The organism is Hydrogenophaga sp. (genome assembly GCF_025699295.1).
Taxonomy (GTDB): domain Bacteria; phylum Pseudomonadota; class Gammaproteobacteria; order Burkholderiales; family Burkholderiaceae_C; genus Hydrogenophaga.
In genome coordinates this window covers 82264-106750 of record NZ_JAILWB010000005.1, presented here as the reverse complement: position 1 = coordinate 106750, position 24487 = coordinate 82264, and the positions used below count along the sequence as shown (strand labels likewise).

The following is a 24487-nucleotide window of genomic DNA, read 5'->3' as shown; positions in this document are numbered from 1 at the left end:
CAAGGGAAAAGTCTGCTCATCTGTTGCTCGCCTCCCAGTTGGATCAAAACCCGATCAAGAAACCTCAGGCCCAGTGCGGAACATAGCCCGCACGGGGATGCTCCGGGTCTGCCACCCGGATCAAGCCCGCATCCAGCGTCCGGTTGATCACCGCTGTCGCCTGGGCGGCGTTCTTCGCGGCGATGCCCAACCGGGCGCAGAGGCTCGCATTCTTCATCTTGTCCCCGCTCAGGGACTTCAACACCGCGTGAAAGTAACAGGCCCGTACGCGTTCGTCCTGCGTCATCTCGGCGAAACTGCGCGGCCCGTACAGCACAGCCTGGGTGGCGTCACCCTCGGTCCGGAACAGCGGTGCGGGCAATTGGAACACCTCGCAAGCCTGCACCACCTTGTCCAGCCCGCTGCCCTGCTCCTCGCACATGCGCATGCGGCGCATCAGCGAAGCCAGCGCCTCGTTGCGCGAACGTGGTGGCAGGTCGATCATGCGGTCGGGCAATACCAGCGTGGCGCCAGGGTTGCTGATTTCCAGCCTGTCTTCAAACAACTCGATCTGCGGGCCGGCCCCGGTGATGGTCATGTCCTGGTGGATCAGCGCGTTGGCGACCAACTCGCGCACGGCGATGCCCGGGAACAGCGGCCGGTCTTCCCGCAGTGCGGCACCGATGTGCTCGTTCTTGGGCAGCAGGTTGTTCACGTAGTCAATCAGGCCTTCAAAGCCCACCGCATAGCCCTTCTGCCCGTCGAGCCGGTGCGTGACCGGGGCCGCACGGTTGCGGCCGCCATAGGCGACGAAACGAACCGCCTTGCGCGCGAGGCTGGACTCGAACTCGCTCAACTTGGTCGCGAACAGGATGGCACCCAGGTGCGTGATGTTCCAGCGCTCGCCCACGTCGTGCACGATCAGGCGGTCTGCCTCCAGCTTGTCGAAGATGCCTGCGCGGTTGTCGGGCAAGGGCTGACCGGTCAGGCGGAAATACTGGCTGTAGTCGAGCAGGCTCAGCACCTCGTCGCCGGTGGCGTACTGGCGCGCAATGCCATGCTCCCATCGGTAAGGTCGTAGCCGCTCGATCAGGCGCTGGTAACGCTCCGGATAGTCGGTGAGGCGGGGCGTCGCGCTGCCGATGCGCACGTACTGCACGCCGTTGAACGCCACGGGTGCGCCCGTGGCGGCGGGAATCTCCAGCAGCACGAGGCGGCCTTCAGGATGCTCCACAGTGCGGAAGCTGAACGCAATGCTGGGTTGCAGGCTGTTGGCCAGCCACAGCGGCAGGCCCTGGTTGCCGACCTTCTTGCTGTCCGGGTGGAAATCCGTACCCACCACGGCGTGGGTTTCGTCTTCGACACCCCAGACCATGTAGGCCAGGTCCTGCCCTTCGATGCGCGCCGAGTTGGCGAGTGCCGAGCACCGCTTGCCGATCATCTCCGGGTCGGTGTTGTTGCTCTTGAACTCCAGCCACGGCGTTTCCGCTGGCTCGGCCCGCAACTGGTCTATCAGGGCGATGTCGCGGGCGGGGTTCATATCAATCGTTGCTGGCCACCGACGTACTTGGCGGTGCCGTCCGGATCGAGGCCCTTGTGCCGGATCAGCGCGATGGCTTCCTGGAACTTGTCCACTGGAATGTCGAGCTTGTCTGCGTGCCAGCCTTCTCGCGCTGCTGAGACGATCGCGCCGTCCGTGACGTCCGCACCGTCGATCAGCAGGTTGTTCCAGGCGGCATGCACCGTTGCAAAGACCTCGACTTCCTTCTTGTCCATCGGGACCAGGATATCGATGACGCTTTCCAGTTGCCGCAGATACGGAGCCAGCTCGAGACGTGCGCGCGACAGGTGCTCATCAAATGCGCTGAGCTTCTTGAAGTCGTAGCCCCCATCGCGTTTGACCATCTCGAAGAAGTTGTGAGCCCTTGCCCATTCTTCGGCCTTGAGCATGTGCTGAAAGTCGTTGGGGCCGGCTGCATCTCTCATGGGCTGGCGGCCCATGTCGATCTTGGCGATGGATTCCGCCATATGCAGCACCTTCTGCACCTTCACGCGTCCGAAGGTCTTTTCCCTTTGCTGTCGTTCATGCCGCGCATAGGCAATCGAAATAACGTTCGCTGCGAATTCTGGCGTTGTAGTTTGAAGTACAGGTTGCAGAGCGACGCTCGTTTTCTTGGCCAATGTCAATTGGCCGGAGAAGGCTTGGTGAAGCAGGGACTTCTTCAACTCATCGAGTGCCATGATCTTGCGTGCGTGAATGCCGGACAGGCGATCCGTTTGTGCTTCCAGTTCATCGAGTTCATCGGCGATCCGCCGCTGAACCTCAATGGGCGGAATCACATGAAAGAACTCGCGCTGCTTCGTGATCGGTACCTGATTCCGTGTGGACTGTTTCATGACCAACTCGTACTGAGACGTGAAGGCCGGCGACATCATGAAATGAGCCAAATACTCGGGGTGCACATGCTGAGGGTTACAGCGATAGTAGGTGAGCGATGTGCCGAGGATGACCACCTTCTCATCGGTGCGGAGAATCGCCACAGGTCCCACGGTCGCGTTGTGGGCGAAGAGTACGTCACGGTCTTTGGCAAGACCTTTTCGAATTGAGGCTGCGCGCTGAGGCGACAGGTACTTCGCCTCGGTAAAGTCGACGGCGCCTCCCCTGACGGCGCTCGCGGCGATGTAGGGCACACCGGCATCAACAAACTCTTCCTTGCGTGGGTAGTCACTGCCGTGGTTCCCATCAAGGTGACCGGTGATCCACCCTCGTGTCAGCAGATCCGCGAGTTGGACCCGTTCCCAGGTTTCATTTCGCTCAAACAGCGATTGCATTCGGCTGGCGAATAGCTCTCGCGCATTCCGTAGATTTTTCTCGGCGTTGGCCTTGGCGGTGGCGATGCCCTCGAAAGCTTCGTCAAGAAGGGCGACGATGTGATGCTGCTCCGACAGTGACGGAACAAGAACCTCGATCTCTTTTAGCTTGGCCTTGTTGAGCGTTCTACCCTTGACCTTCAGATCGTTCCGGGTGGCTTTCTCCCAGTCATAGGCCTCCAAGTAGTAGCGCAGGTACTCTCGACAGAGCTTGTCCGGTACACGGATAGCGAGAGCGGCAATCGCCTCGTTGGTGTATAGGTCTCTGCCAGCAACGGCCAACCGGCCGATAGTGAGCTTGAAGCTGAGCAGAAGTGTTCCAACAGTCACCGGTTTACAGAGCGCGGCACCTTGATTGGAAAGGTACTCTTTGCTGTCCGCGACTGCGCCATCTCGCGTAGCCAAAAGATCAGCGATCGACAACCAAACGTTCCCGCTCTCTCTAGCTTTGTCCCAAAGTCGCGGGTTGTCGCGTGAAGGTGTGCGACCCAGCTCGATAGAACACAGATCGACTAGACGGTAGCTCTGCCACTTTTGCATCACGCCACCAACTCTCGAATTGTCGCCAGCACTCCTGCACTCTCTGCATCCAGAGTCGCAATCTCGTCAAGGATGTCCCCCGGCGTGCGCAATTCGACCTCGTTGCCGCCGTTCGGGTTCTTGACTGACAAGTCGTAGGTGCCGGTGGCTATGCCCTTCAGATCTATCGACCAACTCTGCGCCGAATCGGAGAAGACCTTCTGGCGGTCGACGAAGTCGGCCATGTCGCCATCGTTGAGCGGGTTGGTTTTGCCCATATTGCGTCCCGGGCTTAACTGGTAGTACCAGACCCTGCGCGTGGGCGCGCCCTTCTCGAAGAACAGCACCACCGTCTTCACGCCCGCACCCTGAAAGGTGCCACCCGGCATGTCCAGCACGGTGTGCAGGTTGCAACTCTCCAGCAGCAGCTTGCGCAGGTTGGTTGACGCGTTGTCGGTGTTGCTCAGGAAGGTGTTCTTGATGACGATGGCCGCGCGCCCGCCGGCCTTCAGTGACTTGATGAAGTGCTGCAGGAACAGGAAGGCTGTCTCGCCGGTCTTGATGGGGAAATTCTGCTGAACCTCCTTGCGTTCCTTGCCGCCGAAAGGCGGGTTGGCCAGGATCACGTCGTACCGGTCCTTTTCCTGAATGTCGTTGATGTTCTCGCCCAGGGTGTTGGCGTGCACGACATTCGGCGCCTCGATGCCGTGCAGGATCATGTTCATGATCGCGATCACGTAGGCCAGGCTTTTCTTTTCCTTGCCGTAGAAGGTGCGCGTCTGCAGTGTCTTCAGGTCCGATGTGGTGAGGCCGGGCCGGTTGCTCAGATACTCGAAGGCCTCGCACAAGAAGCCGGCCGACCCACAAGCCCCGTCGTAGATGCGCTCGCCGATCTTCGGGTCCAGCACCTGGATCATGGCGCGGATCAGCGGCCTGGGCGTGTAGTACTCGCCACCGTTGCGCCCGGCGTTGCCCATGTTCTTGATCTTGGCTTCGTACAGGTGCGAGAGCTCGTGCTTCTCGGTCTGCGAGCCGAAGCGCAGCGCGTCCACCAGATCGATGGCATCGCGCAGGTTGTAGCCGCTCTGGATCTTGTTCTTGATCTCACCGAAGACTTCACCGATTTTGTATTCGATGGTGTTTGGGCCGCTTGCCCGTTGCTTGAAGGCGGCGAGGTACGGGAATAGCTTGCCGTTGACAAAGTCGCGCAAGTCGTCGCCGGTCATTGCGGCGTTGTGGTCGATCCGGCCATCGGTTGTCTTCGGCGCCGCCCACTGCTCCCAGCGGAAGGCCTCGCCCAGGATGAAGGTGTAGCGCTTGCCCTCCAGCTTGGCTTCGTCGGCCTTGTCCCGCTCCAGCGCGTCCAGGTATTTCAGGAACAGCAGCCACGACGACTGCTCGGTGTAGTCCAGTTCGCTGGTGCAGCCGGCGTCCTTGTGGAGGATGTCGTCGATGTTCTTGAAGGTTTGCTCGAACATGAGGGGCTTGTAGGAAAAGGGTGAATTCTCTCTTGCTGCGGGGGGAGCCAACAACTTTGTGCAGCGAGGCGGCTCACTGTCGGGCTGGCAGTTCGCGGACACCCTGATGGAATGACGTGGCACACCGAAATGAGCACGTTGGCAGGGCGAACACGCGCGCGCAGTCGCAGAAGAAGGACGCGGCCTTGGCGACCCGGGAGTACCGGTTGCGGGGCTTGGGCTTGGGCATGAGCGGTGTGCGGGGTTCGGCGCCTTCAGAGGTTGAAGCCCCCCAGGCTCTGGATGCGTTCCACATGCGCCAGCAGCGAACGCCTGGCCACGGGCCAGAGCCGTTCGGGCACGTCGTCGTAGGCGAGTTTCACCCAGTCGTCCATGGAGCCCTCGGGCACGGCCTGCATGGCGCGCGCCACCTTGGCTTCGCGCGCGAGGCGGTGGGCCTTGAGGTGGGCAATGGCCGCGCGCGCGCCGCCGTCGGCCGGCGCGCTGGGGTTTTCAGCGCTGCGGCGCAGGTCGCCCAGCACGTAGCCGTGCGCGGGCAGCAGGAACTCGATGCCGTGGCGTTCGCAAAGCGCGTCAAGCTTGTCCAGCGAATCCAGGTACGCACCCATGTTGCCGTCGGGCGGGTCGATCACGGTGGTGCTGCCGTTGAGGATGTGGTCGCCAGTGAACAGCAGGCCGTCTTCCAACAGGGCCAGGCACAGGTGGTTGGCGGCGTGGCCGGGCGTGTGCACCACCTCCAGCGTGTGCGAGACCATGCCGTCGGCGGACTGGCCGACCAGCACGAGCTGCTCGCCATCGGCCAGCACACGCTCGGGCGTGAAGCGGCTGTTCTCGCGCGAGGTGGCGGCGCTGGGCAGGCCGAGGATGGGCGGCTTCGCCAGTCCGGCGTTCACGCACAGCGCCTGCAGGCGTGGCGCGCCGGGCGAATGATCGGGGTGCGAATGGGTGCAGACGATGGCCTGGATGCGGCCGCCGGCGGCGCGCCACAGGCGCTCGATGTGGGCGGGTTCGTCCGGGCCGGGGTCGATCACGATGTGGCCGCTGGCCGGGTCGCCCACGATGTAGCTGTTGGTGCCCGGGCCGGTCATGAAGCCGGGGTTGGGCGCGGTCAGGCGCTGCACGTTCTTCAGCAGTTGCACCGGTTGCTCGTGCTGCCAGTCCAGGCTGTGCACGATCTGGCCGTCGGGGCAGACCATGGCGAGTTCGCCGAAGGGGGGCTCGTGTTCCATGTGGCGCGACTCGGCGCCGCGCGTGAGGCCAGCGCGCGGGCAACTGGTCCACAGCGGCTCGTCGTTGCGCGCGCAGGCATCGAGCAACGACTGCACGTTGGCGTAGGTTTGCAGACGCTCCAGCGTGCGGATGGTCGGGAAGATGATGAAGAAGCCGCCGGCCTGGTGGCGCTCCAGCGCATCGGCAGGGCGCACCCAGCAGGGCTCGAACTGCTCGGCTTCGTCGGCCACGGGCTGCTGGCCTTCGGGCATGCGCGCCACGAGAAAGGGCACGTCGAAACGGCGCGGCAGGTCGCGGTCGGTGATCCAGTGCGCGAGCACGAACACGCCGGCGCCGTCGAGCGTGAGGCCCCGGGCTTGGCATTGCGCGGCGAACGGGGCTTTGCGGTCGAGCGTGGCGATGTCGCTGTCGTCCACCGGTGAGCCGTCGGCGCGGTGGGCAAGCAGCACGCCGAGCTCCTCGAAGCTCTCGCGGATAGCGGCGATGGCCTGGGTGAGATGCAGGTCGCCCTGCGTCGAGCGGCGGCTGGACAGACTGTGGGCCTGGGCATCGGCGGCGTCGATGCCACCGCCGGGGAACACGTAGGCCCCGGGCGCGAAGCTCGCTGTCATGGAACGGCGTGTCATCAGCACCTCGATACCGGGGCGCGCCGGGTCGGTGCTGTCGCGCAGCAGCAGCACGGTGGCTGCGGGCCGCACGGCGGCGAGGGAGCGGGGTGGGTGCAGGAGTTGGGTGGGGCGGACCATGCGGCATTTTGCTGCAAGGCACTGCCGCCTGCCGACCCGCCCGATTCCCTCAGACCCGAAGACCGAGAGCGGCCATCTCGGGCGAGAGACCTTGCCAGGCCACATCGAAGCCAGGCTGTTCGCGTTCAGGCGGCATCGGCGCGCTGCGCAGCGCCCAGTGCGCGCCGGCCAGCACGCTGTCGATCACGGGGATCGGCACCTCGGCCTGCACCGCAGCAGCCATGCCGGCCAGGCCCGCGCCGCCGAGGATGACGGCCTGCACACCCAGCTGGCGGGAAGCGTCGCGGCAGGCCTGGACGAGCAGGGAACGCGCGGCCACCGGGTCGGCCGCGAGCTGCGCGCCGGTGGGCGCCACGGTGTGGATGCCGGCGAGCTGCTGGGCATGGCCGAGTGCCTGCGCCAGCCGCTGCAGCATGGGACCCCAGCGCGCGCCACCGGTGACGATCGCATAGCGCCCATGGCGCGCGGCTTCGACGAAAGCGGCCTCGGCCAGGCCGGTCACCGGCACCGGGCTGCTCTCGCGCAGCGCCATCAGGCCCGGGTCGCCGAAGCAGCCGATCAGCACGGCGTGGGGCGCGGCATCGGTGCTGGCGAGGGCGCAGGCCCAGGTATCCAGCGCGGCGTGCGCGGCCACGGCGTAGCTGGCCTCGTCGGCGATGTAGGGCGAGCCGAAACGCGCGGTCACGGTGCGCACCCGCACATGCAGGCCCGCGGCCTGCTGCACATGGGTCTGCAGCAGCGCGCTCACGCTGGCCGAGGTGTTGGGGTTGATGACCAGCAGGTGTCGCATGACGGTGGCCGGCTCAGACCAGCGGGGTGAACAGGCGCTCGAGGTCGGGGGTCTGCCCGGTGGGGGGGGCAAAGTCGAGCTGGGCTTCAAGCCGGTCCAGATGCTCGCGCATCAGGCGCGCGGCCTCGCGCGCATCGCGCAGCTTGATGGCGGCGAGCAGCGCGCGGTGTTCCTCGCAGCCGCAGGCCGTGGCGTCGCGCCGCGCCAGAGCGTGGCTGCTGCTGTAGGCCATGAGGATGAGCGAGGTGCGCGAGACCATTTCACGCAGGATGCGGCCCATGGTCTGCTGGCCGGCGCGCTCGGCGATGTGCAGGTGGAAGTCGCCCGAGAGGCGGATCGCGCGGCGCATGTCGCCGGCCTCGCGCGCGGCCTCCTCGTCGCGGATGCACTGGGTCAGCAACTGGATGTCCTCGCGCGTGGCGCGGCCCACGAAGCGCTCCACCAGTCGCGACTCGATCAGGCGCCGCACCTCGAACACCTCGCGCGCCTCCTGCTCGCTCGGTTGCGCGATGGTGGCACCGCGGTTCGGCGTGAGCGTCACCACCTGTTCGTTGGCCAGACGCACCAGCACGGGGCGAATGAGGGTGCGCGAGACACCGAAGGCGCTGGCCAGCCGGTCTTCCACCAGCTTGGTGCCCGGGGGCAGGCGGTGGTCGAGGATGGCCGAGACCACGCGCTCGTAGATGGCGCTGTCGATGCCGGTGGGCGCGGCGTTGTCGGCGGCGGGTGCGGCGCGCTTGCGCAGCCGGGATGTCATGCGGGCCTGCCCCTCTTCTGGCGCCTGCCCAGCCACAGCGCGAGCGACACGGCCACGCCCATCACCAGCAGCGAGACCACGGTGGTCACGGTGCCCAGCGCGTAGATGGCTGGCGTGGTGACGGTGGAGGTGAGTCCCTGCAGCTCCAGCGGCAGCGTGTTCACGTCGCCGATGGCCTGCGAGGTGCGCGCGATCTCGTCCCAGCTCAGCGTGAAGCCGAACATGCCGATGCCGACCACCGACGGGCCGATGAGCGGCAACACCACGTGGCGAAAGCCCTGCCAGGGCGTGGCGCCGAGGTCGCGCGCGGCTTCCTCGTAGGCCGGGTTGAAGCGGTTGAACACCGCGAACATGATCAGCAGCCCGAAGGGCAGGGTCCAGGTGAGGTGCGCGCCGAGCGCCGAGGTCATGAGGCCGAGCGCGGTGCCGTAGTTCTCCAGCGTGCCCGTGGCGCCCACCGCTTCCAGCAGCCACTTGATGCCACCATCGAGCAGGCGGAACTGCAGGCCGATGCCCAGCGACACGATGATGGACGGCATGATCAGGCTGGCCACCGTCATGTAGAAGAGGGCATTGCCGCCGCGCAGCGGCTTGCGGAACGCCAGGCCCGCGAGCACCGAGAGCACCACGGTGAACAGCATCACCACGCCGCCGAGCATGAGCGAGCGCAGGAAGGCCGCGCCGATGTCCACCGTGCCCAGGCCTTCGGCCAGCTTGTGGAACCAGTGCAGCGACACGCCCCGCAGCGGAAACGTCAGGCCGCCTTCGGGCCCCTGGAAGCTGAGGATGAAGATGACGAACATCGGCCCGTACATGAACAGCACGAACAGCGTGAAGACGAGGGCCAGCGGCCAGAAGCCGGGCGCGCGGGGTTCGACGATGCGGGGCGCGGCCATGTTCAGAGTTCCTTGCGGATGTCGACCAGGCGTGTGAGGCCCCAGATGATCATGAGCACGATGGCCAGCAGGATCACCGCGTTGGCCGCGGCCAGCGGGAACTGCAGGTAGCTGGTCTGCACCTGGATGATCTTGCCCACCGAGGCGATCTGCTGCCCGCCCATCACGCCGATGGTGACGAAGTCGCCCATGACGATGGTGATGACGAAGATGGAGCCGATGATGATGCCGGTCTTGCACAGCGGAACGATCACGTTCCACAGCGTCTGCCATGTGCTCGCGCCGCTGTCGCTGGCCGCTTCGAGCAGGCTGCGGTCGATGCGCATCATGCTGTTGAAGATGGGCACGATCATGAACATGGTGTAGAGGTGCACGAAGGCCAGCACCACCGAGAAGTCGGAGAACAGCAGCCATTCCACCGGTTCGTCGACCACGCCCAGCCCGGTGAGCGTCTGGTTCACCAGGCCGTTGCGGCCCAGCAGTGGCACCCAGGAAATCATGCGGATGACGTTGGACGTCCAGAACGGCACGGTGCACAGCACGAACAGCAGCGTCTGCATGCCGGGCGAACGCACGTGAAAGGCGAGGAAGTAGGCCACCGCGAAACCCACCACCAGCGTGATGCCCCAGACCAGCAGGCAGAACTTGAGCGTGGAGAGGAAGGTGGAGAGCGAGACGCAGAAGTCACCGTGGTCGGTGAGGGTGGAGCAGCCCTCGAAGATGGCCGCGTAGTTGCGCAGCGTGAACGCGGGGATGAGCTCGTACTCGTTGAAGTCCCAGAAGCTCACCATCAGCGTGAGCGCCAGCGGGATTACGAAGAACACCACGAACACCAGCGTGAACGGCGCGGCCTGCCACCAGGCCTGCACGGTCTTGAAGGGGTTCGTGGTGGTGGCGTTCATGATCAGGCGGCCACGAACTCGTTCCACTTGCGGACCATGTACTCGTTCTCGTCCATGACCGCATTCCAGCAGGCGATGCCGCCCATGCGCGCTTCGTAGCTGCCGCCGTCGCGCACGCTGCCGGCCTTGGCCAGCACGTCGCCGTTGGGGCTCTTGATGTCCTGCGACGCGGGCTTGCCCTCCATCCAGTAGGCCCATTCATAGGCTTCCATCTTCGCCTTGGCGGTGTCGAGCACGGCACTGTAGTAGCCCTGGCGGTTCAGGTAGGCGCCGGCCCAGCCGTCGAGGAACCAGTTGATGAACTCGTAGGCGCCGTCGAGCTTGCGGCCGCTGAGCGTGGTGGGCAGGCCGAAACCGGCGGCCCAGGCGCGGTACCCCTCTTTCAGCGGCTGGAAGTTGCAGGCAATGCCCTTGGTGCGCACGGCGGTCACGGCCGGGCTCCACATCGACTGGATCACGACCTCGCCCGAGGCCATCAGGTTCACCGACTCGTTGAAGTCCTTCCACAGCGCGCGGAACTGGCCGGCCTTCTTGGCTTCGATCAAGGTCTTGATCGTCAGGTCGATCTCGGCCTTGCTCATGTTGCCCTTGTCCTTGTACTTGTGGATGCCCTTGGCCTCCACCACCATCGCGGCGTCCATGATGCCGATGGACGGGATGTTCAGGATCGCGGCCTTGCCCTTGAACTCGGGGTTGAGCAGCTCGGCCCAGCTCTCGATCGGGCGCTTGATCAGGTCCGGCCGGATGCCCAGCGTGTCGGCGTTGTAGACAGTGGGAATCAGCGACATGAACTGCGTGGGCGCCGTCGCGAACTTCTTGCTCTTCTCGCCTTCGAGGTAGATCACCTTCTTGGGCGCGGTGCCCTGGTCGCCCACGGCCTTGCCCGCCACGGTGCCGGTGGTGAACAGCGGCGTGATCTTGTCGGCGTTCCTGATCTTCTTCGTGTCGATGCCCTTGAGGTTGCCGGTGGGCACGATCTTCTTGAGCGAGAAGTACTCGGTGTCGATCAGGTCGAAGCTGTTGGGCGCGGTCACGGCGCGTTTGGTCACGTCGTCGGTGGTCACGGCCACGTACTGGATCTCGATGCCGGTGTCGGCCTTGAACTTCTCGGCGATGGCCTTGTCCTGGTTCACGGCGGTGCCCAAGTAGCGCAGCACGATCTTGTCCTGCGCGTGCACGGCAGGTGCCAGGCCGCTGGCCAGGATGCCGGCCATGCCGGCTGTGCCCTGCAGCAGGCTGCGCCGGCTCAGGCCGTTCGTTGCGGGGGTGTGGGGCTCGTGTTCGGGGTGGGACATGGCGAATCTCCTGCGGTTCGGGTGGTGGGAAGGGGCGAAGAAAACCCGGGCGCGCCTCAGGCGGCCAGGGTGGGTGGAAAGGTGTGGGCCTGCCAGGCCGACCAGGTCAGGCTGACCTGGTCGCCCGGCGCATAGGGGCGCTGGGCGAAGCGGGCCTCGGGCAGCATCACCGAGACGGTCTCGCCCTCGTGACCTTCGGCCAGGTGCAGGCCCAGCAGCACGTAGCTGCCCTGGTACTCGACGTCGTGCACCGTGGCGGGCCAGCCACTGTCGCCGTCGGTCAGCGGCGCGAGGTGGATGTGGTCGTTGCGCACGGCCACCTTGCCCTGCGTGGTCTCGAGCACGTTGTGCCCGCCCATGAAGCGCGCGACGAACTCGCTGGCCGGGCGGTTGTAGACCTCGTGCGGCGAACCCACCTGCTCGATGCGGCCGTGGTTCATCACCACCATGGTGTCGGCCAGCGCCATCGCTTCCTCCTGCGAGTGCGTGACGTGGATGAAGGTCAGGCCCAGTTCCTTCTGCCAGCGGCGCAGCTCGGCGCGCATCTGCACGCGCAGGAAGGGGTCGAGCGCGGACAGCGGTTCGTCCAGCAGCAGCACGCGCGGCTGCGTGATGAGCGCGCGCGCCAGCGCCACGCGCTGCTGCTGTCCGCCCGAGAGCTCGCCCGGCTTGCGAGCGCTGAGGTGCCCCATGGCCACGCGTTCCAGCAGGTCCTGCGCCTGCCGGTGGCGCGTGGTCTTGTCCACGCCCTTCATCTTCAGGCTGAAGGCCACGTTGTCCAGCGCCGAGAGGTGGGGGAAGAGCGCGAAGCTCTGGAACATCATGGCCGTGCCGCGGCCGGCGGCCGGCAGGTGGGTGATGTTGCGGTTCTCCAGCAGGATGTCGCCGCTGGTGGTGCTCTCGTGGCCCGCGATCATGCGCAGCGTCGTGCTCTTGCCGCAGCCCGAGGGCCCGAGCAGGCAGCAGTAGCTGCCGCTGGCGATACGCAGGTTGATGCTGTCCACCGCCACGCTGCCGGCGGCGTACTGTTTGGTCAGCGCGATGAGTTCGATGCCGGCGGGCGACGGGGCTGGGTCGTTCATGCCGGCATCCGTTTGCATAAGCCATGCCAGGCCGGATTCGCACGTTCCGCACCCGAAAACCGCAGGATTGCGTACAAAACCGCACCGCGATTGTGCGCAGGCGGTCGGGCCGGCGCGACGCCGCCGCCACCGCGGTGCGGCGCGCCAGTCCGGTGCACGGGGTGGCATGGACGGATAATCCGCCCCATGCACATCCGCTTCACCAAGATGCAGGGCGCGGGCAACGACTTCATCGTGCTCGACGAGACGCAGGAGCGTCTGGGCCTGAGCGCGGCCCAGTACCGCTTTCTGGCCGATCGCCATTTCGGCATTGGCGCCGACCAGATCCTGAGCGTGCGGTCGTCGCCCGCGCCGGGGCTGGACTTCGAGTACGTGATCCACAACGCAGACGGCGGGCAGGTCGAGCACTGTGGCAATGGCGCGCGCTGCTTCGTGCGCTACGTGCACGACAAGGGCCTGAGCACGCGCAATCCGCTGCGGGTGAGGGTGACCAACGGCGATCTGGAGTTGCGCATGCACCCCGATGGCCGTGTCACCGTGGACATGGGTGCGCCCGTGTTCGAGCTTGCGCGCGTGCCGTTCAAGGCCGACGGCCTGGTGCCCGGGCCCATGGGGCGTTTTGAACGCTGGCCGCTGGCCCTGCCTTACGCGGGCGATGTACCGGTGGCGGTGCTGTCCATGGGCAACCCGCATGCGGTGCTGCTGGTGGACGACGTGCAGGCCGCGCCCGTGCCGTCCTGGGGCCCCTGGATCGAATCGCATGAACGCTTTCCCCGGCGCGTGAACGCCGGTTTCATGCAGGTCGTGAACCGCGGCGAGGTGCGCCTGCGCGTGTACGAGCGTGGCGCGGGCGAGACCCTGGCCTGCGGCACCGGCGCCTGCGCGGCGGTCGTCGCGGGCATCCGCCTGGGCCTGCTGGACGCGCGCGTGGACGTGCACACCCACGGCGGCGTGCTCACCATCGAGTGGCAGGACAGCCCGCTGCACGACCGCCCGGTCTTCATGACCGGTCCGGCCACCACGGTTTTCGATGGCGAGATCGAGGTTCCCGATCTCGCCTGATGGCCCTACATTCCAGACATGAACGCCAACAACATACCCCCCATCACCGAAGACGACATCGCCAACTACCTGGCGAACACGCCCGATTTCTTCGAACGCCACGCCAGCCTGCTGGCCGCGGTGCAGCTCACGAGTCCGCATGGCCAGCGCGCGGTGAGCCTGCAGGAGCGCCAGGCGGAAATGCTGCGCGAGAAGATCCGTGGCCTGGAGCTCAAGGGTGCGGAGATGATCCGCCACGGCCACGAGAACACCGCCATCGCCGACAAGCTGCAGCGCTGGACCCGTGAGCTGCTGCTCACGCGCGAGGCGCGCGAGCTGCCCACGGTGGCGGTGCGCGCGATCGCCGAGCAGTTCCTCGTGCCCCAGGTGGCGATCCGGGTGTGGGACGTGGCGCCCGAATTCGCCACCGAGGCCTTCACCCAGGGTGCCAGCGAGGACGTGCAGGCCTTTGCCTCCTCGCTCACACGGCCCTACTGCGGCGCCAACCCCGGGCTGGAGGCCGCGCAGTGGCTGGACGATCCTTCGTCCGCCGCCTCGCTGGCGCTGATCCCGCTGCGCGCGGGCATGGCGCCGCAGGCCTTCGGCCTGCTGGTTCTGGCCTCGTCGGACACCCAGCGCTTCGCGTCCGACATGGGCACCGATTTCCTGGAGAGCATCGGCGAGCTCACCAGCGCCGCGCTCTCCCGCCTGAGACCATGACCCTCGGGCCGGTCACGTCGGGATCGCACGCATGAGCGCCGCGCCGCGCTGGGCCGTTCCCAGGCAAGCTCGCACCGCAGCCCGCAGGGTGAAGGAAGCCCGGTGAGTGCCCCCGCCAGCGACGCTGATGGCCTGCTGGTGCAGGCCTACCTGAATCATGTGCGGGTGGAGAAGCGGCTGGCCGGGCGCACCGTGGCGCTCTACACCCTCGACCTGGAGAAGTTGACCGCGCAGGCGCGCGAAGCCGGCGTGGCGCTGACGGCGGTACAGAACGCGCACCTGCGGCGCTGGGTGGCGCAAATGCACGGCGCGGGGCGCAGCGCGCGCGGAATCGCGCTCATCCTCTCGGGCTGGCGGGGCTTTTATGTGTGGCTGGGTCGCCAGGGCCTGATCGACCACAACCCGGTGCAGGACGTGCGTGCGCCCCGGGCGGGCAAACCCCTGCCCAAGGCGCTGGGGGTGGACGACGCGGTGCAGCTGGTTTCCCACCACGACAGCGCCGACGACCCCGCGCTGGAGGCGCGCGACGCCTGCATCACCGAGCTGCTGTACGGCTGCGGTCTGCGCATCGGCGAACTGGTGGGGTTGGACGTGGCCGCCAGCGGCAGCGCGCGCGGGTGGATCGATGCGCAGGACGGCACCGCGCACGTGCTGGGCAAGGGCTCCAAGCGCCGCAGCGTGCCGGTGGGCCGCCAGGCGCTGGCCGCCCTGGCCTTGTGGCTGGCGCAGCGTGCCGCCTGGGCCGGTGACGACCCGGCCCTGTTCATCGGCTCGCGTGGCCAGCGCCTCACGCCGCAGCACATCCGCGTGCGGCTCAAGCGGCGGTCCGGGCTGGCCGGTCTGGCCACGCCGGTGCACCCCCACATGCTGCGGCATTCGTTCGCCAGCCACGTGCTGCAGTCCAGCGGCGACCTGCGCGCGGTGCAGGAACTGCTGGGCCACGCCAGCATCAGCACGACGCAGGTCTACACCCGGCTTGATTTCCAGCACCTGGCGCAGGTGTACGACGCGGCGCACCCGCGTGCCCAGGCGCGTGCCGGACAGTCGCCCGAGCCGCAACCAGAGCCCCTTGCGCCGAACACCGCTGCCAAGCCTTGACCCCAGTGGCCGCATCGGCAGGCCCTGCCTGTAGGATGGCCGCTTGCCACCCTTTCCCGTCCAGACGACACCCGTTCCCGGAGACCGCCGTGTTCAAGTTCTTCACCCTCCTCAAGTCCCTGCTGGCCTGCACCGTGCTGGCCAGTGCCCTGCAGGCGCATGCGCAGTCCCAGCCGGCGATCAAGGTGGTCTATCACCTCAGCGACGGTATCGCCCAGGCCACGCGCGCCATCGGCAACATCCGCAACCACCTCGCGGCCGATCCGACCGCGAAGATCGTGGTCGTGACCCACGGTGCAGGCATCGATTTCCTGCTCGATGGGGCCGTGACGACCTCGAAGCAGCCGTTCTCCGGCTCGATCGGTGACCTGGCCGCCAAGGGCGTGGAGTTCCGCGTGTGCAACAACACCCTGGTGGCGCGCAACATCGACCCATCCAAGGTGGTGCTCGAGGCCTCGGTGGTGCCCTCCGGGGTGGCCGAGGTCGCCCGGCTGCAGGCGCGCGAAGCCTACGTGTACCTGCGTCCCTGAAGCCCGGCGTCCGCGTGGTGCACGCACTGGCCGGGCCTTGCCCGGCCTTCTTTTTTGCATGTCCCGGAACAGGGCGAAATTCACGCGAGTGGCATACACTCCGCGGTTGCCCTTTCCGTCCCCTCATTCCCTGCTCGCGCCTGCCATGTCACTCATTCCCGCCACCATCCTCACCGGCTTCCTGGGCTCCGGGAAAACCACGCTGCTCAAGCGCGTGCTCAGCGAAGCGCACGGCCAGAAGATCGCCGTGGTGGAGAACGAGTTCGGTGAGGAAAACATCGACAACGAGATCCTGGTCGCCGACACGCAGGAAAACATCATCCAGATGAGCAACGGCTGCATCTGCTGCACCATCCGCGACGACCTGCGCGCCACGCTGCAGGACCTGGCGCAGAAGAAGCGCAAGGGCGAACTCGACTTCGATCGCGTGGTGATCGAGACCACCGGCCTGGCCGACCCGGGCCCGGTGGCGCAGACCTTCTTCATGGACGACGAGATCGCCGAACAGTACCTGCTGGATTCCATCCTCACCCTGGTCGATGCCAAGCACGCGGCCGAACAGCTCAACGAGCGCCAGGAGGCGCGCCGCCAGGTGGGCTTTGCCGACCAGATATTCATCAGCAAGTCGGATCTGGTGAGCGAGGAGGACCTGGGCGCGCTCACGCACCGCCTCAAGCACATGAACCCGCGCGCACCGATGCGCCCGGTGCATTTTGGCGAGGTGGCGCTCAAGGAGGTGTTCGACCTGCGTGGCTTCAACCTCAATGCCAAGCTCGACATCGACCCCGACTTCCTCAAGGTCGACGACCACGACCACGACCATGACCATCACGACCATGAGCACGGCGAACACTGCGATCACCCGTCGCACAGCCACGACCATGGTGGGCACGGCCACCACCACCATCACGACGACGACGTGAAGAGCTTCGTCTACCGCGCCGATCGGCCCTTCAGTCCCGAGAAGCTGGAGGACTTCCTCGGCGCGATCGTGCAGGTCTATGGCCCGCGCATGCTGCGCTACAAGGGTGTCCTGCACATGCAGGGCACCGAGCGCAAGGTGATCTTCCAGGGCGTGCACCAGCTCATGGGCAGCGACCTCGGACCGGCCTGGGGCGAGGGCGAGCCCCGCGTCAGCAAGATGGTGTTCATCGGCATCGACCTGCCCAGGGACATCCTGGTGCAAGGTCTGGACCAGAGTCTGGTCTGACCCTGCCGTGTTGTTTGTCTCGCTTCTCCAACGACCGGGCGTCGGCGCGCAGCCGGAATGCGGGCGCCGTCGGGGTGGGTCGTTACAATCGCGGCCCAAGTTGGCCGGCCGGTCGCTGCCACGGGCACTGGTCGATCGGCGCCGAATGCCGTCCGGCAATGAGGGTATAACGTTGCATCCGCCGATCCAGGGGCAACCCTTCCCGGGCGGAGCCCGCAGCCCAAAGCCGACCCGGATCCCGCTGCGTCAGTCACTGAGAGGAGACCCGTTGTGAAAGCCCCGGCTACCAGGACAGCGAAAACAGGCAAATCCGCAGCGGCGGGGGCCAAGGCACGCGCGCCGGTGGCAAAGAAGGCTGCGGCGGCAAAACCGGCCGCCAAAACTGCCGCCAAGGCCAAGCCTGCGGCAAAAAAGGCCCCCAGTGCACCAGTGAAATCGCCCGCCAGAACCCAGGCCACGGCCAAGCCAGCACCGAAGGCCAAGGCGCCCGCCAGGCCGGTGGCCAGGAAGGCGGTGGTCGCCAAGGCCGCTGCCAGCAAGACGGCCGCCCGCGTGCCGGCCAAAAAGGCTCCGGTCAAGACCGCAGCAACAACCAAAACCGGCAAACCCGCTGTCAAATCGGCAGCCAGGACCGCCCCCAACACCAAGAACCAGCCCGCTGCCAAAGCGGCTGCCTCCCCCGTGACCTCTTCGGTTTCCAAGGCTGCGCCCGTCGCCGCCCCTGCTTCTAAAACTTCCAGCGCCACCCAGCGCGCGGCCACGCCGGTGCCCGTGGTGATTGAGCCTACGCCACGCCCGCTGGGCAAGCGTGCGGCCAAAAAGGTCATGATGGAGCAGATGACCCAGGCCGAGGTGGTTCCAACCCATGCTCCGGACGCTGCCAAAGCGACCTTTTCCCATATGAATGAACGTGCCGTCATGACCCCTCCCGTGCCCTCCTCGATCCAGAAGGATCCCAAGCGCGCCAACAACTGGAAGACCCTGCCGGTCGATCAGCTCACCGACCAGGACGTGCAGGCCATGCCCGACAGCGAGTACATGAGCGACCTGCAGCTGGCGTATTTCCGCCGCAAGCTCACCCAGCTCAAGTCCGACATGTTGGCCAATGCCGGCGAGACCACCGAGCACCTGCGTGAAGACACCGTGGTCGTGCCCGATCCGGCAGACCGTGCCACCATCGAGGAAGAGCACGCGCTCGAACTGCGCACCCGCGATCGGGAACGCAAGCTGCTCAAGAAGATCGAACAGGCGATCGCCCGCATCGATGCCGGTGACTACGGCTACTGCGAGGAAACCGGTGAACCTATTGGCGTGGGTCGTCTGATGGCACGCCCCACGGCCAGCCTCTCTCTGGAGGCCCAGCAGCGCCGGGAACTCAAGCAGAAGATGTTCGGGGACTGATTTCCCGCCTTTCCACCCACGCTTCCATTCCGGTACCGATTCCCCATGTCCAAGGACGATTCCAGCGGCGGTTTTCTGTCCAAGGTGGTGAAATTCGTGCGCCATCCGACCACCAGCTGGTCGGACCTGGACACGCGATCGGCCGACCGCGAGAGCGAGTACAGCAAGGCCGCACTCAAGGAAATGATCGAGCGCAAGCGGCGCAACGACTTCGTGCGCAAGCGTGAATTCGACATGCTGCGCAAGATCCGCAGCCGCGAGGGCAGCGTTGCCGAGGGGCCGGGCATGCGCCCTTCGTTCTTCCAGAGCAGCCTGCCGTCCAAGCCGGACGACCGCGCCGAGACGCTGAAGAAGATCGACGAGATCGAAGCCCAGATGTCCATGCAGTGGTGGAAGACCAAGGGGCCGGATTCTCTTGTCAGCACGGGCTCGGGCCTCAATACCGCGGCGCAAACGGTGGGCGGCGCGCCACTCAAGTCCAGGCAGGCGCCGTTGACGCCCGCCGTGCCCGACGCCGCCGTGCGGCAACGCAAGGCGCAGTACGACGAAACCGAGCCGAGCCCCTTGCCCAACCCGGCGACGGCCACGCCCCGGGCAGCACCTTCGCTGAACGAACCTGCGTTGAACATTCCCGCCGCGAGCTCCGCGCCGGCCACCTTGCGCAAGACCTGGAGCCCCTCGCGCGAGAGCGAAGTTGCACCGCCTCAGGCGCCTGCGGCCGTGGTGGCGGCGCCGTCGGTGGCCCGCACTGGCCTGATGGCGCCCACCTCATCCAGCGAATCGCGCGGCACGGGCGGCCCTGCCTTCTCGGCCTCGCACTTCTTCGCGCTCGACGTGCAGGAAATCGCCCAGGACCCGGAGGTCGAGGAAGCGGCGATCCGTTTTGCCAATGGCGACGACGCTGGCGCCGAGCAGGGCTTGCTGGAGGTGCTGGGCGAGGGAGGCTCCAAAGCCGATCAGCAGGAGGACTGGCTCGCCCTGTTCGACCTGTACCGCGCCACCGGGCAGCTTGCCCCCTTCGAGAGCCGCGCGGTGGATTTCGTCAACCGCTTCAGCCGTTCCGCACCCCAGTGGTACGACATGCCGGAGATTGTTTCCAACATGACGGGCAAGGTCTTCACCCCGTCCACCGGTCCCAGCCGCGCGGTCTGGGTGAGCGAGCCCGAGCTGGACGCGCACGCCGTGGGTACGTTGCAGAACGTGCTTCTGCGTGCACCGCAGCCCTGGGTACTGGACTGGACGCCGCTGGAGAGCATGGACCTCAAGGCCGCGCGAGCGCTGCTGGGCATCTTCACTCTCTGGGGTGACCAGGAGAGCGAGCTGCGCTTTCTGGGTGCCAGCGCGTTTCGGGAATTGCTCAAGCGCCAGACGCCTTCGGGCCGGCGCGACGTCGAGCAGCTTTGGTGGGAATTGCGCATGGCTGTGTTGCGGGTGATGAACCGGCCCGACGAGTTCGAACTCACCGCGCTGGATTTCTGTGTGACCTACGAAGTGTCTCCGCCCGGATGGGAGAAGCCTCGTGGCCACTATGCCTCGCAGTCGAGCGACAAGCCCGGTGAGGCAGGGCAGTCGGTGCTGGGGGAGTCGGTGCTGGAGCAAGTGCCTTCCGTGTACCCGGGCGGCGAGTCCCAACTGGACAGCGAACCGAGTGAATTCAACCAGCTTGGTCTGGTGGAACTCTCTGGCGAGATCCGGGGCGACCCGCAGGCCACGCTCGAGGCCCTGGAGCGCCGCCTCAAGGGCGCCGACGTGCTCATCATTTCGTGCCGCAACCTGATCCGGGTCGATTTCTCCGCTGCCGGTACCCTGCTCAACTGGGTGTCGGGCCACCACGCCGAAGGGCGCACGGTGCAGTTCGTGGACGCCCACCGGCTGGTTTCGGCCTTCTTCAACGTCATCGGCATCACCGAGTACGCCAAGGTCGTGGTGCGCGTCGACTGAGGTCTTCTTGCGGCGACGGCGCACCCGGTGCGGTTGCAATCGGCCTTTCCGGCCCCAAGTCCACCCTCATGGAATCTTTTCACGGAACCACCATCGTCTGCGTGCGCCGGCAGACGCCACAGGGTATGCAGGTCGCCATCGGCGGCGACGGGCAGGTCACCCTGGGTCACATCATCGTCAAGGGCACGGCGCGCAAGGTGCGCAAGCTCCACCACGACAAGGTGCTCGCCGGCTTTGCCGGCGCCACCGCCGACGCCTTCACGCTGTTCGAGCGCTTCGAAGCCAAGCTGGAGAAGCACCAGGGTCATCTGGTGCGAGCGGCCATCGAACTCACGCGCGACTGGCGCACCGACCGCGTGCTGCGCCGCCTGGAGGCCATGCTGGCCGTGGCCGACCAGAGCGCCTCGCTCATCATCACCGGCAACGGCGACGTGCTCGAACCCGAGCACGGCATCGTCGCCATCGGCTCGGGAGGGGCCTATGCGCAGGCGGCCGCCAAGGCCCTGCTCGATCACACCGATCTCGGCGCGGAGCAGATCGTGCGCCAGTCGCTCGCGATCGCGGGCGAGCTCTGCATCTACACCAACATGAACCACACCATCGAGGTTCTGGGTTGAGTGTCCGGCGTTCAGCATGAACGCCCCCTTTCGCACGACGCCCCACACCGAACGCTCAACGCCAGACGACCATGTCTTCCATGACCCCCCAGGAAATCGTTTCCGAACTGGACCGTTTCATCATCGGCCAGAACGGCGCCAAGCGAGCCGTGGCCATCGCGCTGCGCAACCGCTGGCGTCGCCAGCAGGTCGATGAAAAGCTGCGGCCCGAGATCACGCCCAAGAACATCCTCATGATCGGCCCCACGGGTGTGGGCAAGACCGAGATCGCGCGGCGTCTGGCACGGCTGGCCGATGCGCCCTTCATCAAGGTCGAGGCCACGAAATTCACCGAAGTGGGTTACGTGGGCAAGGACGTGGACAGCATCATCCGCGACCTCGCGGAGGTCGCGATCAAGCAGACGCGCGAGGTGGAGATGCGCAAGCAGCGCGTGCGCGCCGAAGACGCCGCGGAGGACCGCATACTGGACATCCTCATTCCGCCGCCCCGCATGGCGGGGGAGCCGCCGGCCACGGTCGTGGCCACGCCGGAAGGCACGGCGCGCCAGAACTTTCGCAAGAAGCTGCGCGAGGGGCAACTCGACGACCGTGAGATCGAGATCGATCTGGCAGAAGCGCGTCCGGCGATGGAGATCATGGGCCCCGCGGGCATGGAAGAGATGGCCGAGCAACTGCGCGGCATGTTCAGCCAGATCGGCGCGGGCAAGCGCCAGACGCGCAAGCTCAAGATCGGCGAGGCCATGAAGCTGCTGATCGACGAGGAAGCCGGCAAGCTGGTCAACGAGGAAGACATCAGGACGCGCGCGCTGCACAACGCCGAGCAGAACGGCATCGTGTTCATCGACGAAATCGACAAGGTCACCTCGCGCAGCGACGCGGGCAGCGCCGAGGTGTCGCGCCAGGGCGTGCAGCGTGACTTGCTGCCACTGGTGGAGGGCACGACGGTGTCCACCAAATACGGCGTGGTCAAGACCGATCACATCCTCTTCATCGCCAGCGGCGCGTTCCACCTGGCCAAGCCGAGCGACCTGATCCCCGAACTGCAGGGGCGGTTCCCCATCCGCGTCGAATTGCGGTCGCTCTCGGTCGACGATTTCGAGGCCATCCTGACGCAGACCCACGCCTCGCTGGTGCGCCAGTACCAGGCGCTGCTGTCCACCGAGGGCGTGACGCTGGTGTTCGCACCGGACGGCATCCGCCGGCTGGCGCAGATCGCCTGCGACGTGAACGAGCGCACCGAGAACATCGGCGCGCGCCGCCTGGCCACGGTGATGGAGCACCTGCTCGACGAAGTGAGCTTCGACGCGGCCCGCCTGCAGGGCCAGACCATCACCATCGATGCCGCCCATGTGGACGGCCGACTGGCCGAACTCAGCCAGAACGAAGACCTCTCGCGCTACATCCTCTGATGCCCGCGCAAGGCCGCCGGCGCCCGGCCGGTGGTTCTGCGGCCCGCCCACGCCTGCCGCTGGTGCCGTGCCGCCCATCCTCTGCGAACTGATCGTTCATACAGCCCTGGCTGCAGCAGGGTTTTCAAGCATCACATGCAGTGCATGTTGTAAGTGCTTGCTTTTGCTGCGTTTTTGAACACGCGTTTGCTTCTAAATGTGTCCTAAGTGGTTGATTTCATTGCAAAAATCTGTTGCCACGCGGTTGCGTGCACTGCATTTCCTGATACAGTGGAAAAAAGTGCAATTAAGTGGTGAAAAGTGTCTTTCAAGGATTGAGCGCAGTGTTTCAGGGTGCTTCTTCTCTCAGTCTCGATGCCAAGGGTCGGCTCTCCATGCCGACCCGGCACCGTGACGCCCTGGGTGCGGCACTCACGATCACCAAACACCCCCACGGCTGTCTGATGGTATTCCCTCGCGGCGCGTGGGAGCAGTTCCGCGATCGCATTGCGGCGCTGCCGATGCAGGCCCAGTGGTGGAAGCGCATCTTTCTGGGCAACGCGATGGACGTGGAGATGGACGGCACGGGACGCGTGCTGGTCTCGCCCGAGTTGCGCGCAGGTGCGGGCATCAGCAAGGACGTGGTCCTGCTCGGCATGGGGGCCCACTTCGAGCTGTGGGACGCACAGGTCTACGCGGCGCAGGAAGCCGAAGCCATGAAGGCCGAGATGCCCGATGTCTTCAAGGACTTTTCCTTCTAAGGGTGATGGTGCAAGGCGCATGGACCCACCAAACCGTCCTGTTGAACGAGGCTGTGCAGGCCCTGGCCATCAACCCGGACGGGCACTATGTCGACGCCACCTTCGGGCGCGGCGGTCATTCGCGCCTGATCCTCGAGCAGTTGTCCCGCAAGGGGCGGCTGACCGTCTTCGACAAAGATCCCCTGGCCGTGCAGGCGGCGCAGCAGCTCGCGGCCGCGGATGGCCGGCTGACCATCCGGCACGAGGGATTCAGCCATCTGGGCGAGCTGGGGGTGGCGAGCGCGGACGGGTTGCTCATGGACCTGGGCGTCAGCTCTCCTCAGATCGACGACCCCGAACGGGGTTTTTCTTTTCGCCACGACGGCCCACTGGACATGCGCATGGACACCACGCGCGGCCAGAGTGTGGCGCAGTGGCTGGAAACGGCCGATGTCTCAACCCTGTCGGAGGTCATCCGTGACTATGGCGAAGAACGGTTTGCTCAATCGATTGCAAAGGCGATTGATCGTCGCCGACAGGAACGGGGCCCTTTTCGAACCACCGGCGAACTGGCCGAAGTCGTGGCTGGCGCGGTCAAAACCCGCGAGCCGGGCAAGGACCCTGCAACGCGCACATTTCAGGCTTTTCGGATTTTCATCAACGCCGAGCTTGAAGAGCTGCAACAAGCGCTAGAGGCCAGCCTGCAGGTGTTGCGCCCGGAAGGACAACTGGTGGTGATCAGCTTCCATTCGCTGGAAGACCGCATGGTCAAGCAGTTCATGGCGCGCCACTCGCGCGCAGTGGTGGACCGCCGTGTGCCGTTCGCCGAGCCCGCGCCCATGGCCTTGCGCGGCGTGCGCCGCGTGATGCCTTCGGACGAGGAAGTCAGGGGCAACCCGCGCTCGCGCAGTGCCGTCATGCGCGTGGCCGAGCGCACGGAGGCCCCGGCATGATCCGCTTGAACCTTGTCCTCTTGCTCGCTGTGGTGGCGAGCGCTTTCTACCTTGTGCACACGCAGTACGAGTCGCGCCGGCTCTACGCCGCGCTGGATCGCTCGCAGGCGCAGTCGCGCAAGCTCGAGGTCGAACACGAGCAGTTGCAGGTGTTGAAACGCGCGCAGGCCACGCCGGCTCGCGTGCAGCAGCTCGCCACGCGCCAGCTGCAGATGCGGCCGGTGACGCCGGGCATCACGCAGTACGTCACCGTGTACGAGCCGCAGCCGGCGGCCGTCTCACCGGCCCCGCAGGAGCGCTGAG

Annotated in this window: 22 protein-coding genes; 12 read left to right on the top strand and 10 right to left on the bottom strand. The window is 66.1% G+C overall.

Annotation, left to right across the window (positions count from 1 at the left end; all coding sequences use genetic code 11):
- Positions 1 to 64 precede the first annotated feature (64 nt).
- From K5880_RS06435 to K5880_RS06390, 10 genes are all read right to left on the bottom strand, one after another.
- Positions 65 to 1519 carry an ATP-binding protein gene (locus K5880_RS06435; RefSeq protein ID WP_297649959.1) on the bottom strand — a complete coding sequence of 485 codons (1455 nt, stop codon included), beginning with the start codon at positions 1517 to 1519 and terminating at the stop codon, positions 65 to 67.
- Positions 1516 to 3390, bottom strand: a complete 1875-nt coding sequence (locus K5880_RS06430; protein WP_297649957.1) for a restriction endonuclease subunit S — start codon at positions 3388 to 3390, stop codon at positions 1516 to 1518. The genes K5880_RS06435 and K5880_RS06430 overlap by 4 nt, the downstream gene beginning before the upstream one ends.
- Positions 3390 to 4847, bottom strand: a complete 1458-nt coding sequence (locus K5880_RS06425; protein WP_297649955.1) for an N-6 DNA methylase — start codon at positions 4845 to 4847, stop codon at positions 3390 to 3392. Before K5880_RS06425 ends, K5880_RS06430 begins: the two co-directional genes overlap by 1 nt.
- A 254-nt stretch (positions 4848 to 5101) precedes the next feature.
- Complete coding sequence (locus K5880_RS06420; RefSeq protein ID WP_297649953.1) at positions 5102 to 6823, bottom strand: MBL fold metallo-hydrolase; 1722 nt, start codon at positions 6821 to 6823, stop codon at positions 5102 to 5104.
- Between the two features lie 49 nt (positions 6824 to 6872).
- A complete protein-coding gene (locus tag K5880_RS06415; RefSeq protein WP_297649951.1) occupies positions 6873 to 7613 on the bottom strand; it encodes an aspartate/glutamate racemase family protein in 741 nt (246 codons plus the stop codon).
- A 13-nt stretch (positions 7614 to 7626) separates the two neighbouring features.
- Positions 7627 to 8370, bottom strand: a complete 744-nt coding sequence (locus K5880_RS06410) for a GntR family transcriptional regulator (protein ID WP_297649949.1) — start codon at positions 8368 to 8370, stop codon at positions 7627 to 7629.
- Positions 8367 to 9266, bottom strand: a complete 900-nt coding sequence (locus tag K5880_RS06405) for an ABC transporter permease (RefSeq protein ID WP_297649947.1) — start codon at positions 9264 to 9266, stop codon at positions 8367 to 8369. The genes K5880_RS06410 and K5880_RS06405 overlap by 4 nt, the downstream gene beginning before the upstream one ends.
- Positions 9267 to 9268: 2 nt before the next feature.
- On the bottom strand, positions 9269 to 10168 hold the full coding sequence (locus K5880_RS06400) for an ABC transporter permease (RefSeq protein ID WP_297649945.1): 900 nt from the start codon (positions 10166 to 10168) through the stop codon (positions 9269 to 9271).
- Positions 10169 to 10170: 2 nt separating this feature from the next.
- On the bottom strand, positions 10171 to 11463 hold the full coding sequence (locus K5880_RS06395; RefSeq protein ID WP_297649943.1) for a PotD/PotF family extracellular solute-binding protein: 1293 nt from the start codon (positions 11461 to 11463) through the stop codon (positions 10171 to 10173).
- A gap of 56 nt (positions 11464 to 11519) precedes the next feature.
- Positions 11520 to 12545, bottom strand: a complete 1026-nt coding sequence (locus K5880_RS06390; protein WP_297649941.1) for an ABC transporter ATP-binding protein — start codon at positions 12543 to 12545, stop codon at positions 11520 to 11522.
- Between the two features lie 186 nt (positions 12546 to 12731).
- Here K5880_RS06390 and dapF point away from each other — a divergent pair, with 186 nt between their 5' ends.
- The 12 genes from dapF (at position 12732) to ftsL (ending at position 24486) form a co-directional block, all read left to right on the top strand.
- A complete protein-coding gene (gene dapF / locus K5880_RS06385) occupies positions 12732 to 13607 on the top strand; it encodes a diaminopimelate epimerase (RefSeq protein WP_297649939.1) in 876 nt (291 codons plus the stop codon).
- A gap of 18 nt (positions 13608 to 13625) precedes the next feature.
- The gene (locus K5880_RS06380; protein WP_297649938.1) at positions 13626 to 14306 is read left to right on the top strand and encodes a DUF484 family protein; all 681 of its coding nucleotides are present in this window, start codon (positions 13626 to 13628) and stop codon (positions 14304 to 14306) included.
- A 102-nt stretch (positions 14307 to 14408) separates the two neighbouring features.
- Entirely contained in the window at positions 14409 to 15404 is a 996-nt protein-coding gene (locus K5880_RS06375; RefSeq protein ID WP_297649937.1) for a tyrosine recombinase XerC, read from the top strand.
- 122 nt (positions 15405 to 15526) lie between these two features.
- A complete protein-coding gene (locus K5880_RS06370; RefSeq protein WP_297650308.1) occupies positions 15527 to 15934 on the top strand; it encodes a DsrE family protein in 408 nt (135 codons plus the stop codon).
- Positions 15935 to 16079: 145 nt separating this feature from the next.
- Positions 16080 to 17144, top strand: a complete 1065-nt coding sequence (locus K5880_RS06365) for a GTP-binding protein (RefSeq protein ID WP_297649936.1) — start codon at positions 16080 to 16082, stop codon at positions 17142 to 17144.
- Positions 17145 to 17573: 429 nt separating this feature from the next.
- Positions 17574 to 18545: an RNA polymerase-binding protein DksA gene (gene dksA, locus K5880_RS06360; protein WP_297649935.1), complete on the top strand. Its 972-nt coding sequence runs from the start codon at positions 17574 to 17576 to the stop codon at positions 18543 to 18545.
- A gap of 45 nt (positions 18546 to 18590) precedes the next feature.
- On the top strand, positions 18591 to 20486 hold the full coding sequence (locus K5880_RS06355; protein ID WP_297649934.1) for an STAS domain-containing protein: 1896 nt from the start codon (positions 18591 to 18593) through the stop codon (positions 20484 to 20486).
- Positions 20487 to 20554: 68 nt separating this feature from the next.
- Positions 20555 to 21103: an ATP-dependent protease subunit HslV gene (hslV, locus tag K5880_RS06350; RefSeq protein WP_297649933.1), complete on the top strand. Its 549-nt coding sequence runs from the start codon at positions 20555 to 20557 to the stop codon at positions 21101 to 21103.
- A gap of 71 nt (positions 21104 to 21174) precedes the next feature.
- Positions 21175 to 22512, top strand: a complete 1338-nt coding sequence (gene hslU, locus K5880_RS06345) for an ATP-dependent protease ATPase subunit HslU (RefSeq protein ID WP_297649932.1) — start codon at positions 21175 to 21177, stop codon at positions 22510 to 22512.
- Positions 22513 to 22835: 323 nt separating this feature from the next.
- Positions 22836 to 23252, top strand: a complete 417-nt coding sequence (gene mraZ / locus K5880_RS06340; RefSeq protein ID WP_297650306.1) for a division/cell wall cluster transcriptional repressor MraZ — start codon at positions 22836 to 22838, stop codon at positions 23250 to 23252.
- A 5-nt stretch (positions 23253 to 23257) separates the two neighbouring features.
- Positions 23258 to 24184, top strand: coding sequence for a 16S rRNA (cytosine(1402)-N(4))-methyltransferase RsmH (gene rsmH, locus K5880_RS06335; protein ID WP_297650304.1), 927 nt, complete (start codon positions 23258 to 23260; stop codon positions 24182 to 24184).
- Positions 24181 to 24486, top strand: a complete 306-nt coding sequence (ftsL, locus tag K5880_RS06330; protein WP_297649930.1) for a cell division protein FtsL — start codon at positions 24181 to 24183, stop codon at positions 24484 to 24486. The genes rsmH and ftsL overlap by 4 nt, the downstream gene beginning before the upstream one ends.
- Position 24487 lies beyond the last annotated feature (1 nt).